Here is a 15,923-nt window from a genome sequence, read left to right as displayed (position 1 = left end):
GTTGATTGGAAGGCGGTTGGCGGACGCTGCAGCCAATCAGAGCAGCGGCAAGAACGCCGGGATCGTTGATGGAAGACGGTCGCGGTGCGTGCTGCGGCCCTGCTGTGTCGCAAGCAGCGGCCGGGTTGCGGGCTGCCTGCGGGTGCTGGCGGGTCCACCGGGACTGCCATTTTAACCGATACCCTCCCCGTTTCGATCCGCCCCTCGCTGATTGACAATATTCGGGAAACGAGGCCCCTACCCTGCATGCGAACTCCGCACAATTGTGTTTCGGCCACCTTTCGCCTGCCCGGCCGGTCCGGCCTGCATGCGCGCCGAGCGCCTACAACAACAGCCGCAATGCCGTAAAAACGAGCATGCCGACCATGATCGTCTCGACCATGCTGCGACGCAGCAAATACCAGAGCAACCCCGCGAGCGTCGCGTACAAATCGTGATTCGTCAGCGCGAACGACACGCCGTCGTCCGTCACGAGCACGTCGGGCAGCACGACGGCGATCAACGCCGCCGCCGGCGCGTAGCGCAGCATCCGCTGCACGCGCTCGGGCAGCACGGTGCGCTCGCCGCCGATCAGGAACAGTGCACGCGTCAACGCCGTGACCAACGTCATGCCGAGTATCGTCAGCCAGATCTGCGTGGCGGTCATGGCGCGTCTCCGGCGCGGTTGCGCACACGGCGCAAGTCCGCGCGCTCGACCATCAGATCGGTCGCGCTGCCTGCGGCGATCGCCGCGATGACGGCGATCGGCAGCGCGAGGCGGTACGGCAGATCGAACGCGATCAGCGACACGACGCCCGCGACCGCGACAGCCGCGAGCGTCGAACGGTTCGCGATCGCCGACACCATGATCGGGATCAGCGCGAGCGTGCCGGCAAGGCTCAAGCCCCAGTTGTCCGGAAACAGGCTCGCGAGCAGGATGCCGATGATCGACGACACCTGCCACGACACCCAGCTCGCGACGGCCATGCCCCAGAAGAACGGCTCCTTGCCCGGCACATAGCCGGTTGCGAACGCCTTCTTCTGGAACAGCAGGTAGATGATGTCGCCGTTGAAGTAGCCGACGAGCAGCCGCCGCCACAACGGCAGATACGCGAAATGCGGCGCGAGCCCCGCACTGAAAATGACGAAACGCGTGTTGACCATTGCCGCGGTCAGCAGCACGGTCCAGATCGGCAGCTTCGCGGCAAGCAACGGCAGCACCGCCAGCTGCGACGAGCCCGCATAGACCAGCAGCGACATGCCGAGCGCCTGCGGCATCGTCATCACCGATTTGCTCATCGCGATGCCGGTTACGAGCCCCCACGAGAAGATCGCCATCAAGGTCGGGGAATAGGTGCGCAGACCTTCGTGAAAGGCGCGGCGATCGGGTTCGGACAGGCGAGCGAGCATCAGGAGGAAGGCGCCGGCGCGCCTTGCGGCGCATCGGCAAAAAAGCGCTACCGGGACCTTGCAACCCGCGTTGCAACCCGATGACGGATAAGAATTCATGTTATGCGTGCGCGGAATTATAGCGTCCGCTCTGCTCGGAAATCCCGGTCCGCGTGCAAAAGACGCTAAAATAGCGGTCTTCACCGCCTCGCAGGGATTGCGATCAGCCCATTTCGCAACTGGCCCGCAGGCCAGGCTCCCGCAACTGCATTATTTCGAATCACTCGCTACAGCACCGCCCTGGAGAATCGTATGTCAATGGCCGACCGCGACGGCAAGATCTGGATGGATGGCAAGCTCATCGACTGGCGCGACGCCAAAATCCATGTGCTTACCCACACGCTGCACTACGGCATGGGCGTATTCGAAGGCGTACGCGCCTATAAGACGGCCGACGGCGGCACCTCGATCTTCCGCCTGAAAGAGCACACGAAGCGGCTCTTCAATTCGGCGAAGATCTTCCAGATGGACGTGCCGTTCGATCAGGAAACGATCTCGGCCGCGCAACGTGAAGTGGTGCGCGAGAACAAGCTCGAATCGTGCTACCTGCGCCCGATCGTCTGGGTCGGCTCGGAAAAGCTCGGCGTGTCCGCGCGCGGCAATACCATCCATGTCGCGATCGCCGCATGGCCGTGGGGCGCGTACCTCGGCGAAGACGGCATGACGAAGGGCATCCGCGTGAAAACGTCGTCGTTTACGCGTCACCACGTGAACGTGTCGATGGTCCGCGCGAAAGCATCGGGCTGGTACGTGAACTCGATCCTCGCGAACCAGGAAGCCACGGCCGACGGTTACGACGAAGCGCTGCTGCTCGACGTCGACGGCTACGTGTCGGAAGGCTCGGGCGAGAACTTCTTCCTCGTCAACAACGGCAAGCTGTACACGCCCGATCTGTCGTCGTGCCTCGACGGCATCACGCGCGATACGGTCATCACGCTGGCGCGCGAGGCGGGCATCGAAGTGATCGAAAAGCGCATTACGCGCGACGAAGTCTATACGTGCGACGAAGCGTTCTTCACCGGCACGGCCGCCGAAGTCACGCCGATCCGCGAACTCGACAACCGCACGATCGGTGCCGGCACGCGCGGCCCGATCACCGAGAAGCTGCAGTCGGCGTTCTTCGATATCGTGAACGGCAGGAGCGCGAAGTACGCGCACTGGCTCACGAAAATCTGATAAGCCTGTTCAAGCGCAAACCTGAGCGGGCGCCGCCCTGCGCTTTACGAAGCCGACCCGGCGCCCGGCACCCCGCATAGATGAGAAAGTCCCATGAGCGAAATCAAGGAAATGCCGCTGGTCGAACTGTCGGCAAAAGATCTGCCCGCTTACTGCCCGAATCCGGCAATGCCGCGCTGGAGCATGCACCCGCGCGTGTTTATCGATGTCACGCACGGCGAAGCGCGCTGCCCGTATTGCGGCACGCGCTACAAGCTGCGCGACGGCGAAGTGGTCAAAGGCCACTGAAGCGAGCGCCGGCGGGGAACAGGCCGGGCCTCGCACCGCGGCAACGGTGCGAGCGTCGAGCCTGAGCGCGTGCTTGCGCGTATTGCGCATATTGCGCGTGCGTGTATCCCGGCGCCTGTTTTCGACGCCGCCGTCGACCTCGCTGTCGATGCCTGTTTCAGCGCATCGTTGAACGCATCTTTCAGCGCGTCTTCCGGTGCATCTTTCAGCGCATCTTTCAGACTCATAACCCGAACGCCGCACGCGTTTCGCGCGGCGATTCCTTTCGACATCGGACAATTATCCTGATGCGTCGCGCGTTGGTTATCGCACCGAACTGGATCGGTGACGCATTGATGGCGCAGCCGCTTTTTGCGCGCCTCGTGAAACTCCACCCGCGCCTCGTGATCGACGCGGTCGCGCCGGCCTGGGTTGCACCCGTGCTCGAGCGGATGCCGGAAATCCGCGACGTCTATACGACCGACCTCGCGCACGGCAAGCTGCAAATGCTGCGCCGCTGGCAACTCGCAAGCGACCTGCGCGACGTCGGCTACGACGCCGCCTACGTGCTGCCGAACTCGCTGAAGTCGGCGCTCGTGCCGTGGCTGGCTAGCATACCGCTGCGCATCGGCTATACGGGCGAGAGCCGCTATGGCCTCTTGAACGTGCGTCACGCGAATCCGCGCAAGGACGAACGCCCGCCGATGGTCGGCCACTATGCGGCGCTTGCCTATGCGCCCGGCGCGAAGGTGCCCGACGACCTGCCCGTGCCGCGCCTCGACGCGGACCTGAACGAGGCGTCGCGCGTGTCGGCGCGCTTCAATCTCGATACGCGCGTACCGCTGCTCGTGTTCTGCCCCGGCGCCGAGTACGGCCCCGCGAAGCGCTGGCCGCCCGAACATTTCGCGGCGCTCGCGCAGATGGTCGGACAGTCGTTCCCGTACACGCAGATCGTCGCGCTCGGCTCGCCGAAAGACGCGCCGATCGCCCAGGCCATTGCCGATCGCGCGCCGAACGTGCGCAACCTGTGCGGCCAGACCGCGCTCGGCGAGGCATGCGCGCTGATCTCGCGCGCCAATGCGGTCGTCACGAACGATTCCGGCCTCATGCACGTGGCCGCGGCACTGCGCCGGCCGCTCGTCGCCGTGTTCGGATCGACTGATCCGCGCCACACGCCGCCCCTGTCGGACCTCGCAAAGGTACAATGGCTGCATCTCGAATGTAGTCCGTGCTTCGAACGCGAATGTCCGCTCGGCCATCTGAATTGTCTGCGGCAACTGAGCGCAGAACAGGTATTCGACGATTTACGCGGTATGTTGATCGCGCAACGGTAAAAAACGCGCAAACGGCGGGATGGCCGTGTCAACGTACGTAACAACAGCGCACCTGACTGCGCACGCAACCACGCATGCGGCAGCAGTGATGTCCGCGAGGCTGCGGGGGCTGCTGGGCTGCTGGGCTGCTGGGCTGCCGGACCGCACGAACGGCACGTCATGTGCGCGTCTTGCGGCGCGGGCATTCTCGCGGTTGTCATTGTCCGCGTGGGCCCACACCGGTGTGACGACTGCGGCCCGTCGATGCCCGTATGACCTGCAACCGCGCACGCCGCGCCTAACAGACTGACGAGCCATGCCACGTTTCGCCCACATCTTCGAAGCCGCTGCGGATACCCTCAACGCCTTTTACGAGGCGGTCGCGGAAGTCAACATCGAGAGCCTGATGGGCCTATGGATCGACGAGGAGTTCGTCACCTGCATCTGCGCGGACGGCTCGCATCTGCATGGGCTCGAAAGCATCCGCGCGGGGCTGACCGCGCAGCTCGAGGCGCAGCCCGTCTCGATCGAGCCGCTCGACATTCGCGTATACGACAGTCTCGGCACCGTCGTCTATGCGATTGCCGAAGCGCACCGGCCCGCCAACCCGGCAGCCATGCCGTCAATGGTCTTTACGACCTACGTGATGGTCCACGAACGTGGTGAATGGCGCATTGCGCATATCCACGCGAGTGCGATGCCGAACGAAACGGCCAGCCAGTTCGCTGCCAAAATGAGGCACGGTCAGGGGCCGCTGCATTAGGCGGCGGCCGCGCGCCTGCCGTCAGCCGGTATCGGAAGAAATGAGCACGACGCACGACAACCACGCTCGCACCACGCGAGACCGCGCCGCGGCGGCGGTCGAGGCGACGGTCGACCTGCTCTACCGCGCGCCGCTGTGGCTGCCGAGCAGCCACGCGCAGACCATTGTCCCGGCGCTGTTCGGGCGCCGCCCGGCGGTGAACTACCGCCGCGAGCGCTGGGATACGCCGGACGGCGACTTTATCGACGTCGACTGGCTCGTTCACGATGCCCACCGCACGCCACCCGGCGACGCACCGCTTTTCGTGCTGTTTCATGGGCTCGAAGGCAGTTCGACGTCGCACTATGCGCTCGCGCTGACCGATGCCGCGCACCGGCGCGGCTGGCACGCGGTGGTGCCGCACTTTCGCAGTTGCAGCGGGCCGCTCAACCTGCTGCCGCGCTTTTATCACCTTGCCGACAGCGACGAAGTCGATTGGGTGTTGCGGCGGCTCGCCGACGTTCATCCGGGGCCGATCGTCGTCGCGGGCGTGTCGCTGGGCGGCAGCGTGCTGCTGCGCTGGCTCGGCGAGCGGCGCGAGGACGCGTCGCTGGTCGCGGCCGCCGCGGCGATTTCCGCGCCGCTCGATGTGCATGCGGGCGGACGCGCGCTGTCGCAGGGCTTCGGCATGGTATACACGCGCAACTTCCTGAAGACGCTCAAGCAGAAAGCCGAGCGCAAACTCGCGCAATATCCGGGCATCTACGATCTGAACGCGGTGCTCGAAAGCCGCACGATGTACGAGTTCGACGACCTCGTCACGGCGCCGCTGCACGGCTTTCGCAATGCCGACGATTACTGGACGCGCGCCGCGACGCGGCCGTGGCTCAGCGAAATCACGGTGCCGACGCTGGTACTCAATGCGCGCAACGATCCGTTCCTGCCCAGCGCGGTGCTGCCGTCGCCGCGCGAGGTATCGGGCGCGGTCGAGCTCGACCAGCCCGCGCACGGCGGCCACGTCGGCTTTATGACCGGGCCGTTCCCCGGCAAGATCGACTGGTTGTCGCGACGGATCTTCGGTTATTTCGCGCCGCTCGTCGCCTAGTTCACGACAACGCCACGCCACGCACCATGGATGAAATCGTCAAACAGGCGCTGGCCAAGTGGCCGAATGTGCCGCATTGCACGGGCTGGCTGCTGCTCGACCGGCGCGGTACGTGGCGGATGCGCGACGAAGCCGCACAGGCGCGCGGCGCGCTCGGCGAGCCGATCCGGCATGCCGCGTTGATCGGCTTTATCAACCGCAACTACGAAAGCGATCAGGCGGGGCAGTGGTTTTTTCAGAACGGGCCACAGCGCGTGTATGTCGAGCTCGTTTATACGCCGTGGATCGTGCGCCTCGCTGTCGATAACGAGAGCGGCGCGCTGACGCTCACCGATCATACGGGGCAGCCATTTTCGCCAGGCGCGGTTTTCATCGACGATGAAGGCGGCGTGCTGTTTGTCGACGATGCGTCGGCGCCGCGTCGTGTGGCCGCGCTGCACGATCACGATCTCGATCTCTTTTCCGAGCATGCCGAACTATCCGCAGACGGGCTCGCCGGCCGCTTCGTTTGGCGCGATGGGCAGGCATTGCCATTGCAGCCGGTGGCGCGGGCGGAGGTCGAGACGCGCTTCGGGTTTGTAGCCAGCCCGGCTGCGCGCGCCGCCTAGCGATCAGCTCTTCTCGTCTTCGCGCTCTTCCTTGTAGCGCGCTTCGAATTCATGCAGGCGCGCGTCGATCGTCGATAGATCGTAATAGCCGGCCGTCTTGATGTCGCGCGCTTCCTTCAGTTGCCGGATCGCCGAAGGCCACGCGCCCTCGAGCGCGAACTGCTCCGCGAGCGCCCGATGCTGCGTCAGTGCATCGCCGGAGCCGGCGCTCGCCTGCGCGAGATAAAGCCACCACGCCGGCTGCTGCGGATCGGCGTCGGTTTCGCGCTGCGCCTGCGCTTGCGCCTCCTTGAAGCGCCGCGCGGTCAGCAACGTGCGCAAATGCATCTCGATCGCTGCATGCGATTGAGGCCAGCGGTCCTGAGCGAGCTGCGCGAGACGCAGCGCATCGTCGTTGCGGCCGGCGCGGCGTGCAATGTCGGCTGCGAGCACGTCGAGGCTCGGCGAACTGCGCACGGCGCTGCCTTCGCTGCGGGCGCCCGACTCGAACGCCTGACGCGCTTTCGCGAGCGACGCGTCGGCATCGTCGTAGCGCTCGAGCAGTGTCTGCGCGCAGGCCATGCCGTACCAGTTCGCGGCGACGTTCAGCGCCGTGCGATCTTCGATTTCCGAGCGCATCCGCACGATTTCGTCCGCGTATTCGCTGCGCGAGCGGTCCTGCAACACGCGCGAGCGCGCACGCACGAAGCCGTATTCGGCCGCCTGGTGCGGCTGCCGGTACGGCGAGCGGCGCGCGCGGTCGGACATATCGGCGATCCGCTCGCCGGTCAGCGGGTGTGTGCGCGCATAGGCAGGCGCGCCCGCATCGCTCATCGACGCGCGATCGAGCCGTTCGAAGAACGACACCATGCCGTATGGATCGTAGCCGGCACCCGACATCAGTTGAAAGCCGATGCGGTCGGCCTCATGCTCGGCCGCTCGCGAAAAGCGCAGCTGGTTGTCGACGGCGTACGCCTGGCCGCCGAGCGCGATCGCGGTGCCGAGGTCGCCGCTGTGCGCGAGCACGCCGGCCAGCACGCCGAACAGCGTGCCCACGAGCGCCGCATAAGTGCTCTTTTCGCTGGCGCTGATCATTCGCGCGATATGCCGTTGCAGTACGTGACCCATTTCGTGGCCGATCACGCCGGCGAGTTCCGATTCGGTCTGCGTCGCGACGATAAGCCCGGTGTTCACGCCGATGAAGCCGCCCGGCAGCGAGAACGCATTGATCTGCGGGTCGCGCATCGCGAAAAGATCGAAGTCCGGACGATATCCGCCGATGTATTGCGCACTGGCCGCGGCCGCGAGTTTCCGGGACACCGAATTCAGGTAGTCGCGTACGAGCCAGTCGCCGATATAGTCGGGATCGCGGCGCACTTCGCGCATCACGCGCTCGCCGAGCTTGCGCTCGGCCTGAGGCGTGAGCGAGCCGCCCGAGCCGTCGCCAAGGTCGGGCAATTGCTGCGTCGAGAGCGGCGCGCGCAAACTCGCGTTGCCGCCCACGTTGCCCGAGAATCGCGATTGCGCGCCGCCATAGGTGCCGAATATGCCTTGCGCGATGTCGGGCGGCAGATCGGGCGACGCATACTGTTCGAGAGGACCGGATTCGAGCGGCAAACTCGCGCTCGCGGCTTGCGCAAGCAAGGGCTGCGGTGCAGCAAGCGCGACGGATAACAACGCGGCAAGAATCCGTTTCGAACGCATTGCGTGGTGCGCGGTTCGCGCGGTTCGCGTGGTTGAAGGAGCGGGACGAAGATCTCGGCCCGCGGCGTGTTCGTTTGACTGCGCGTTTCGAATTTGTGTTTCGGGTTTGCGTTTCGGGTTTGCGTTCGACTACGAGTTTCGACTGCGGGTTGACTACGACTTTTGATCGCGCGTCCGGACTGCTCGTTCACTGACGCATCGGGTAGCCGGTCTCGTACGATTCTAACCAGTCGCCCACCCCATGGCGACCGTGCGAAGACAGGCCGCATATGGTCAAATTCTAGCGCGCGGCGCGAAGACGCAATTCAGTGGGCGGCACAATGCGGTTTCCGGCGTTTCTGACGATGCTGCTGATGCTGTCGTCACTGCACGTGGCGCGGCGATCGCCGGCGCCTATCTGATAGCAAGAGGAGCGGAGTACACCCATGCCTGAACTTACCCATTTCGACGCGGCCGGGCAGGCGCATATGGTCGACGTCGGCGGTAAAGAGGAGACCCAGCGCGTTGCGATCGCGCGCGGGTCGATCAAGATGCTGCCCGATACGTTCGCGCTGATTCGCGGCGGCAATGCGAAAAAAGGCGATGTGATCGGCGTCGCGCGGATTGCCGCGATTCAGGGCGCGAAACGCACGGCGGACCTGATTCCGCTGTGTCACCCGCTGGCCTTGACGCGAGTAACGGTGGATTTCGAACTCGACGACACGCTGCCCGGCGTGCATTGCACCGCGCAAGTCGAGACGCGCGGACGGACCGGCGTCGAGATGGAGGCGCTGACCGCCGTGCAAGTCGGGTTGCTGACGGTCTACGACATGTGCAAGGCGGTGGACCGCGGCATGACCATCACCGATGTGCGCGTGATGGAGAAGCACGGCGGCAAATCGGGCGATTGGGTCGCCCCGGCTTGATCAGCCGTCTTCGTCATCACCGTCGTCGTCCTGATTCGTGTCTTTCGGCGGGGTGCCGTACTTCTTCACGAGGTCGGCCTTGAAGGCCGCGAGCGTCTTCTGTTCGTCGCAAAGGCTATACAGCGAAGCGAGCTGCGACGGCCAGTCGTTGAGCTCTTCCGCGAACAGCTTCAGACGCTCGACGGTATCGAACGCGCCCGGCAGGTCGCCGTTCAGTGCCTGCAGCACCGCGTAGCGGCGCAACACGGTTTCGCCCGGCAGCAGCGCGATAGCCTGCTTGTGCATCTCGAGCTTGTACGGCAGGTTCACGCTGTTCATCGGCAACAGCGTCGCCATTCCATACTCGCCCCATGCGCCGAACAGGATCGATGGGTGCGCCTCGTACTCCTCGGCCGGGTGCGAGCCGTAGTACAGCACTTCCGCGCGGTTATAGTCGCGCAGCACCGGATAGAGCGCCGCGAGACCAAAGAACACGACGATCGAATAGACGGCGAGCGATACACGTGCCGGCACCCACGGTAACGGCTTCGTATCGAGCAGCCCGAAGATGAACATCGACGGCAGCAGAAAGAACATGTACTGCTGCGGATACTCGACGAGGGCATGCATGACCAGCACGCCGATCATCGCGAGCCCGAATACCCGCGCCGCGGTGTGCGGCGCGCGCAGCACGCGGACCAGCCACGCAAAGAGGCCGAGCAGCACGATCGCGAAGCCGATCACACCGGTTTTCGCGAGCAGGTCGATAAAGATGTCGTGCGAGTTGTTCGCGATCTCGACGTGACCCAGTTGCCGCACGAAGTCGAACTGGTAGCGCGGAAACTCGCCCCAGCCGACGCCAAGCCAGGGATGGCCCTTGAACATCGTCCATCCGTATTTCCATAGCGCAAGACGCGGCGCGATTTGCCCCGCTTCCCTGAAACGATCCGCGGCCGACACGGCGAGGTCGAGGTGGTAGCGGACATTCGCCCAGCGCACGACGACGTTGACGAGCACGAACAGCAACGCGAGCGCAAACGGAATCAGCCATTCGCGGTCGCTGCGGCGACGCTCGGGGTGACTGCGCTTCTCGGCAAACGCCATCCACCACCCGGCGACCACAATCACGCCCGTTTGCAACCACGGGCCGCGCGAAACGGTCAGCGCAAGACCCATCGACAAGAACGAAGCGAGCACGGCCCAGACGATCACATTGAGACGCCGCGTCTGCACGAGGAACATCGCGCCTGCCATTCCGAACGCGATGCAAGTGGCCAGGTGGTTCGCCTGCGCCATGTTCCCGAACGGACGGCGGTCGACCACGATGTTGTAGGCAACGACGAGCGGCGTGACCTTCGCTTCGAGATGAAACAGCTGGATCAACTGGCAGAACACCGCAAAGAGGGCACCGACGATCAGCGCACCGGCGCCGACGCATAGCACCGTCCCGGTAAGCTCCGCGCGATTGAAACCGTAGCCGATATGCACGGCCATGAACGCAGCGAGCAGGAAACCCGCGCCGAGCCAGTTCATCGACGGTTGCGCGAGCGGCAGCACGCCCGTCTGCGCGAGCAGCACGATGCCGAACCCGAGCGGCACGAGCGCGACCGCCGGCGAGCGGAACGCGATGCGCGGGCGCGAGGTCCAGACCATCAGCGCGACGGCCGCGCCGGTCAGCAGGTACAGCGAGAGCGCAGTGAATTCCGCGTAGAACGTCGGGATCGGGTATGTATGGTTGACGACCGCATACGGCAGGATCAACGCACAGACCAGCAGGAATAGCGAAAGATAGCGTGCAAAAGTCGTGGGCATGAGCAATGTAAGACGTCGGCAACCGGCGCACTATACAAAAGTTTCCTTCCGCTGTGCGCCGGTGGTGCCGAAATACGCCGATGGGATCAACTAACCATGGCGCTATTGCAAGAACCGTGCATCATGCGCGGCATTCGGGCGGAGCGAGATTCGATGGCAGCGTCGCGGCCTCTGCAGGCAACGGTCCCGCGCCCGGGGCCGGCAGCGACGATGCGTTCTTGCCGCCGGCGAAGCATTCCCACGTCAACGCGCCCGGCTGCGCGGCGCCTTTCGCGAGGCCAACGCGTGCGGTCGGCGCGTCCGCGTTGTCGGGCACCGACGGGACGAGCACGAGTGTATTGGTTCCGTCCGGTGCGACGCGCGTGGTGAACGCCACGGTGATCTGCCCGCTGTCGTCGTCGATGTTGATCGACTTCACGTTGCGCGTGGCCGGCGGCGACGTATAGCCGCCTGCGAATGCGTTGCCGCTCGACGCGTTCTCGGCGACCGCGAGCCGCGCCGACGCGGCCAGCGACAAACCCTCCCCGACACGGCTGCGCGCCAGATAGTCCTGGTACGCGGGAATGGCGTACGACGCGATCACGCCGACGATCGCCAGCACGATCATCAGCTCGATCAACGTGAAGCCGTAGGCCGCGTAGCAGGTACGCGCGAGCCCTGAGGTCCATTGCCATCGGCCGTCAGGCGGACCGAAGCGGCGGCGGGCAAACAGCGAAGACAGCGAAGCAATTGAATAGGCAGTGACAGCGGCGATCATCGGCAATACTCCTCAAAACGAAAACGCCTGCCCCGGACATCAGGACAGGCGTGAAATCGTAGCGAGTTGCGATGCGCTCACCTAGTCAGCCGAACGGCATATGTTCACGGCGCGAAAACTCCCGTAGAGTGGCCGCCTTGAACGCCTGGGCCGCCGGCGCAAACGGCCCGAGACAACCGGCCGGAGACGAACAGCTAATGCGACGAGTGGCCGGCGAGACGCGCGTTGCGGCGTTTGATCAGATAACCGGCGATCACCACGAACAGTGCGCACGCGAGGCTCATGCCGTACTCGGCCGCCGGCGTGTCGAGAACGGGCCAGCGGTCGCCGGCCGGGTCGTTGATGATGAGCCCGCCCGCAATCCAGCCGAGCAGCGCGGCGCCGAGCGTGATGACCACCGGATAGCGGTCGAGCAATCGCAGCACGAGCTGGCTGCCCCAGACGATCAGCGGAATGCTCACGGCGAGGCCGAAAATCACGAGCGCGATACGGTGCTCCGGGTCCGCCTGTTCGGCCGCGCCGGCAATTGCGATCACGTTGTCGAGGCTCATCACGGCGTCCGCGACGATGATCGTCTTGATCGCGGCGAGCAGTTTGTCGGCGGGCTTGATGTTCGCGTGTGCGTCGTGAGCGGGCACGAGCAGGCGCACGCCGATCCACAGCAACAACAGGCCGCCCGCGAATTTGAGCAGCGGCACGTCGAGCAGCGCAACCGCGAACGCAATCAGCACGACGCGCAGCAGGATCGCGCCGAGCGTGCCCCAGACGATGCCGCGCGTGCGTTGCGCCGGCGGCAGGTTGCGGCACGCGAGCGCGATCACCACGGCGTTATCGCCGCCGAGCAGGATGTCGATGACGATGATCTGGAAAACCGCGCCCCAATGGAGCGTCGCGAGGAAATCGAGCATGAAAGCAGGATAAAAGGTTGCGGCAAGGGCGGGCAACAAAAAGCGAGGGAGCGGCGCTCTCTCGCTTCGTGTGACAGGCGTGACTGACGAAAGAATTCCGTAAGAGTAGCAAAAAAATACGCCGGCGTACCTGGAAGGTACGCCGGCGCATTCAGGGTTAACCGCGGCGCGGTGAAACGCGGTGAGGTGAAACGGCGAACTGGCTAGTCAAACCTCACGCGGCGAATCAGGAAGCTGCGAGGAAGCCGCGCGACTTACAGCACCGACTTCAGAAGACGCGCCATTTCCGACGGGTTCTTCGTCACCTTGATGCCGCAGGCATCCATGATTTCGAGCTTTGCTTCGGCGGTGTCGGCACCCCCCGAGATCAGCGCGCCTGCGTGGCCCATGCGCTTGCCCGGAGGCGCCGTCACGCCGGCGATGAAGCCGACCACCGGCTTCTTCATGTTGTCCTTGATCCAGTGCGCGGCGTTCGCTTCGTCCGGACCGCCGATCTCACCGATCATGATCACGGCGTCCGTATCCGGGTCGTCGTTGAACATTTTCATGACGTCGATGTGCTTGAGGCCGTTGATCGGGTCGCCGCCGATACCGACTGCCGACGACTGGCCGAGACCCAGCGCCGTCAGCTGACCGACTGCTTCGTACGTCAGCGTGCCCGAACGCGACACGACGCCGATGCGGCCCTTGCGGTGAATGTGGCCCGGCATGATGCCGATCTTCAGTTCGTCGGGCGTGATCGTGCCCGGGCAGTTCGGTCCGAGCAGCAGCGTCTTGCGGTTTTCGCGACGCATGCGGTCCTTGACCTCGATCATGTCGCGCACCGGAATGCCTTCGGTGATGCAGATCGCGAGATCGAGATCGGCTTCGACCGCTTCCCAGATCGCCGCGGCGGCGCCTGCCGGCGGCACGTAGATGACCGACACAGTCGCGCCGGTTTCGGCCTTCGCTTCCTTGACGCTCGCGTAGATCGGAATGCCTTCGAAGTCTTCGCCGGCCTTCTTCGGGTTCACGCCCGCGACGAATGCTTCGCGGCCGTTTGCGTACTCACGGCATGCGCGCGTATGGAACTGACCGGTCTTGCCGGTGATGCCCTGCGTGATGACCTTCGTGTCTTTGTTGATCAGAATCGACATGTATTGACCTCTGTTCGTTTGGCTTCGCGTCGCCTGCGTCTGCACACGGTGTTGCGGTGTTGCGAACTTCCCCGTGCGGCTACGCCGCGCACTCGCGCCGCCATTCGTATCCGGTGATGAGCGCGGTAGCCTTAAGCCTTCTTGCCCGACGCCGCCGCGACAACCTTCTGCGCAGCCTCTTCCATGCTGTCCGCCGAGATGATCGGCAGGCCCGAGTCGGCAAGCATCTTCTTGCCGAGATCCTCGTTCGTGCCCTTCATGCGCACGACGAGCGGCACCTTCAGCGACACCGCCTTCGACGCCGCGATCACGCCTTCCGCGATCACGTCGCAGCGCATGATGCCGCCGAAGATGTTGACGAGGATCGCCGTCAGGTTCGGGTTCTTCAGCATGATCTTGAACGCTTCGGTGACCTTCTCGGTCGTCGCGCCGCCGCCGACGTCGAGGAAGTTCGCCGGCTCGCCGCCGAACAGCTTGATGGTGTCCATCGTCGCCATCGCAAGGCCCGCGCCGTTCACGAGACAGCCGATATTGCCGTCGAGCGAGATGTACGCGAGGTCGAACTTCGACGCTTCGATTTCAGCCGGATCTTCTTCATCCAGATCGCGGTAAGCAACGATTTCCGGATGACGGAACAGCGCGTTCGAATCGAAGTTGAACTTCGCGTCGAGCGCAATCACCTTGCCGTCGCCGGTCAGGATCAGCGGGTTGATTTCGGCGAGCGATGCGTCGGTTTCCCAGAACGCCTTGTACAGACCTTGCAGAATGGCGCGCGCTTGCGGAATCGACGCGTCGGGCACGCCGATCTTCTTCGCCAGACCGTCGGCTTCCGCGTCCTGCAGCCCTTTCGACGGATCCACGGCCACCTTGTGGATCGCTTCGGGATGCTTCTCGGCGACTTCTTCGATGTCCATACCGCCTTCGCTCGACGCCATCACGACGACCTTCTGCGATACGCGATCGATCACGAGACCGACATACAGTTCCTTCTTGATGTCGGCGCCTTCTTCGATCAGCAGACGGTTGACCTTCTGGCCTTCCGGACCGGTCTGGTGCGTGACGAGCTGCATGCCGAGAATCTGGTTCGAATACTCGCGCACCTGCTCGAGCGACTTCGCGACCTTCACGCCACCGCCCTTGCCGCGGCCGCCCGCATGGATCTGAGCCTTCACGACCCACACCGGACCGCCCAGTTCCGCAGCGGCCTTGACCGCATCGTCCACCGAGAACACCGGTTTGCCGCGCGGTACCGCGACTCCGAATTTCCGCAGGATCTCTTTACCCTGGTACTCGTGAATCTTCATGCGTGATTCCCTTCAGTCTGAGAGTTGGATAGAACTTCTTTTCCGGCTGTCTCCTCGGCAGCTGTGTGCGCAGCTGGTGCGCCGGCGCCCTGCGCCTCGCGAGGCCGCAGCGAACGCGGCACATGGCCGTACCAGCGCGGATAGAACTGTCGCACCGCCTCGCCGTCGAATCGCAGCGTATGGCAGCGACCCAGCTGGAATGGCGGTTTATCGTTTGAAATTTCGTTTGCGTCGGCGCCTGCAGGCGCGTTCGAGTGTGCGTCGGCGCTTGCCTGTCCTGCCCCGCCGTTTTGCCGCGCGCTTCCGTTCGCGGTGTTCCACACGTCGCCGGTAAATGCCTGGATCGCCGCGGTCGGCACGACCGCGCAAAGCTCGGTGAGATGCGTGCAGCCAACGGTGCCGCCGAGCAGACGCGCGGCGTGACGACGGAAGTTATCGAGGAGATTGAGCCCGATGAGGGCCCGGTAGGCGGGATTCGATGCTTCGCAGAGACCCGGATACGGAACCCAGGCCGACGACGCTTCCGCGTCGACGACATTGAGCTTGCGATCGATCGTGATGCGAAGCCAGAGTTCATGGATCGGCAGGCCATTGGGCCGGACGCCCGACGCCAGCACAGTGTCGCGCGGCTTGACGTCGGTGAGGCACGCCTCGATATCCCACAAGCCATCCGCACGCTCAAAGGCATCCGCTCGGATTGCGCGAGCATGGCGCAATTGACGGGACACAGGCGGGGAAAGCGGCATGCGAGGGGACAGGAGGCCGGATTTGGAAACCAGCGGATTTTAGCATATTGAGTT

Annotated in this window: 16 protein-coding genes; 7 read left to right on the top strand and 9 right to left on the bottom strand. The window is 64.4% G+C overall.

Annotated elements, in window-relative coordinates; all coding sequences use genetic code 11:
• Positions 1-322: 322 nt before the first annotated feature.
• Both QYH69_RS00680 and QYH69_RS00675 read right to left on the bottom strand, forming a co-directional pair.
• Positions 323-646, bottom strand: coding sequence for an AzlD domain-containing protein (locus QYH69_RS00680; protein WP_308830013.1), 324 nt, complete (start codon positions 644-646; stop codon positions 323-325).
• Positions 643-1,389 carry an AzlC family ABC transporter permease gene (locus QYH69_RS00675; protein ID WP_308830012.1) on the bottom strand — a complete coding sequence of 249 codons (747 nt, stop codon included), beginning with the start codon at positions 1,387-1,389 and terminating at the stop codon, positions 643-645. The genes QYH69_RS00680 and QYH69_RS00675 overlap by 4 nt, the downstream gene beginning before the upstream one ends.
• 291 nt (positions 1,390-1,680) lie before the next feature.
• On the opposite strand from QYH69_RS00675, the gene QYH69_RS00670 reads away from it, so the two are divergent.
• The 6 genes from QYH69_RS00670 (at position 1,681) to QYH69_RS00645 (ending at position 6,639) form a co-directional block, all read left to right on the top strand.
• On the top strand, positions 1,681-2,604 hold the full coding sequence (locus tag QYH69_RS00670) for a branched-chain amino acid transaminase (protein WP_308830011.1): 924 nt from the start codon (positions 1,681-1,683) through the stop codon (positions 2,602-2,604).
• 93 nt (positions 2,605-2,697) lie between these two features.
• Positions 2,698-2,892 carry a zinc-finger domain-containing protein gene (locus QYH69_RS00665; RefSeq protein WP_075155855.1) on the top strand — a complete coding sequence of 65 codons (195 nt, stop codon included), beginning with the start codon at positions 2,698-2,700 and terminating at the stop codon, positions 2,890-2,892.
• A 287-nt stretch (positions 2,893-3,179) separates the two neighbouring features.
• Positions 3,180-4,205 carry a lipopolysaccharide heptosyltransferase II gene (gene waaF / locus QYH69_RS00660; RefSeq protein WP_308830010.1) on the top strand — a complete coding sequence of 342 codons (1,026 nt, stop codon included), beginning with the start codon at positions 3,180-3,182 and terminating at the stop codon, positions 4,203-4,205.
• Between the two features lie 295 nt (positions 4,206-4,500).
• Positions 4,501-4,947: a nuclear transport factor 2 family protein gene (locus QYH69_RS00655; RefSeq protein ID WP_075155853.1), complete on the top strand. Its 447-nt coding sequence runs from the start codon at positions 4,501-4,503 to the stop codon at positions 4,945-4,947.
• 40 nt (positions 4,948-4,987) lie between these two features.
• Positions 4,988-6,031, top strand: a complete 1,044-nt coding sequence (locus QYH69_RS00650) for a hydrolase (protein ID WP_308830009.1) — start codon at positions 4,988-4,990, stop codon at positions 6,029-6,031.
• Between the two features lie 26 nt (positions 6,032-6,057).
• Positions 6,058-6,639 carry a DUF2946 family protein gene (locus QYH69_RS00645; protein ID WP_308830008.1) on the top strand — a complete coding sequence of 194 codons (582 nt, stop codon included), beginning with the start codon at positions 6,058-6,060 and terminating at the stop codon, positions 6,637-6,639.
• Between the two features lie 3 nt (positions 6,640-6,642).
• Here the strand turns inward: QYH69_RS00645 and QYH69_RS00640 are convergent, their stop codons facing one another.
• On the bottom strand, positions 6,643-8,322 hold the full coding sequence (locus tag QYH69_RS00640; RefSeq protein ID WP_308830007.1) for a M48 family metalloprotease: 1,680 nt from the start codon (positions 8,320-8,322) through the stop codon (positions 6,643-6,645).
• Between the two features lie 425 nt (positions 8,323-8,747).
• Between QYH69_RS00640 and moaC the strand changes: the two genes are divergently transcribed.
• Positions 8,748-9,227 carry a cyclic pyranopterin monophosphate synthase MoaC gene (gene moaC, locus QYH69_RS00635; protein ID WP_308830006.1) on the top strand — a complete coding sequence of 160 codons (480 nt, stop codon included), beginning with the start codon at positions 8,748-8,750 and terminating at the stop codon, positions 9,225-9,227.
• Here the strand turns inward: moaC and QYH69_RS00630 are convergent, their stop codons facing one another.
• The 6 genes from QYH69_RS00630 to QYH69_RS00605 all read right to left on the bottom strand — a co-directional run bounded on the left by QYH69_RS00630 (position 9,228) and on the right by QYH69_RS00605 (position 15,869).
• Positions 9,228-11,018 carry a Wzy polymerase domain-containing protein gene (locus tag QYH69_RS00630; protein ID WP_308830005.1) on the bottom strand — a complete coding sequence of 597 codons (1,791 nt, stop codon included), beginning with the start codon at positions 11,016-11,018 and terminating at the stop codon, positions 9,228-9,230.
• 121 nt (positions 11,019-11,139) lie between these two features.
• Complete coding sequence (locus QYH69_RS00625) at positions 11,140-11,772, bottom strand: pilin (RefSeq protein WP_374992330.1); 633 nt, start codon at positions 11,770-11,772, stop codon at positions 11,140-11,142.
• Between the two features lie 197 nt (positions 11,773-11,969).
• The gene (locus tag QYH69_RS00620) at positions 11,970-12,683 is read right to left on the bottom strand and encodes a TerC family protein (protein ID WP_308830003.1); all 714 of its coding nucleotides are present in this window, start codon (positions 12,681-12,683) and stop codon (positions 11,970-11,972) included.
• A gap of 254 nt (positions 12,684-12,937) precedes the next feature.
• Complete coding sequence (gene sucD, locus QYH69_RS00615) at positions 12,938-13,819, bottom strand: succinate--CoA ligase subunit alpha (RefSeq protein ID WP_308830002.1); 882 nt, start codon at positions 13,817-13,819, stop codon at positions 12,938-12,940.
• 131 nt (positions 13,820-13,950) lie between these two features.
• A complete protein-coding gene (gene sucC, locus QYH69_RS00610) occupies positions 13,951-15,123 on the bottom strand; it encodes an ADP-forming succinate--CoA ligase subunit beta (RefSeq protein ID WP_308830001.1) in 1,173 nt (390 codons plus the stop codon).
• Positions 15,120-15,869, bottom strand: a complete 750-nt coding sequence (locus tag QYH69_RS00605) for a DUF2889 domain-containing protein (RefSeq protein WP_308830000.1) — start codon at positions 15,867-15,869, stop codon at positions 15,120-15,122. The genes sucC and QYH69_RS00605 overlap by 4 nt, the downstream gene beginning before the upstream one ends.
• Positions 15,870-15,923: the final 54 nt, after the last annotated feature.

Source organism: Paraburkholderia sp. SARCC-3016 (assembly GCF_031119615.1).
In the GTDB taxonomy this organism is placed as follows: Bacteria; Pseudomonadota; Gammaproteobacteria; order Burkholderiales; family Burkholderiaceae; genus Paraburkholderia.
The sequence above is the reverse complement of the archived record's forward strand: the minus strand, read 5'-3'. Positions and strand labels throughout refer to the sequence as shown.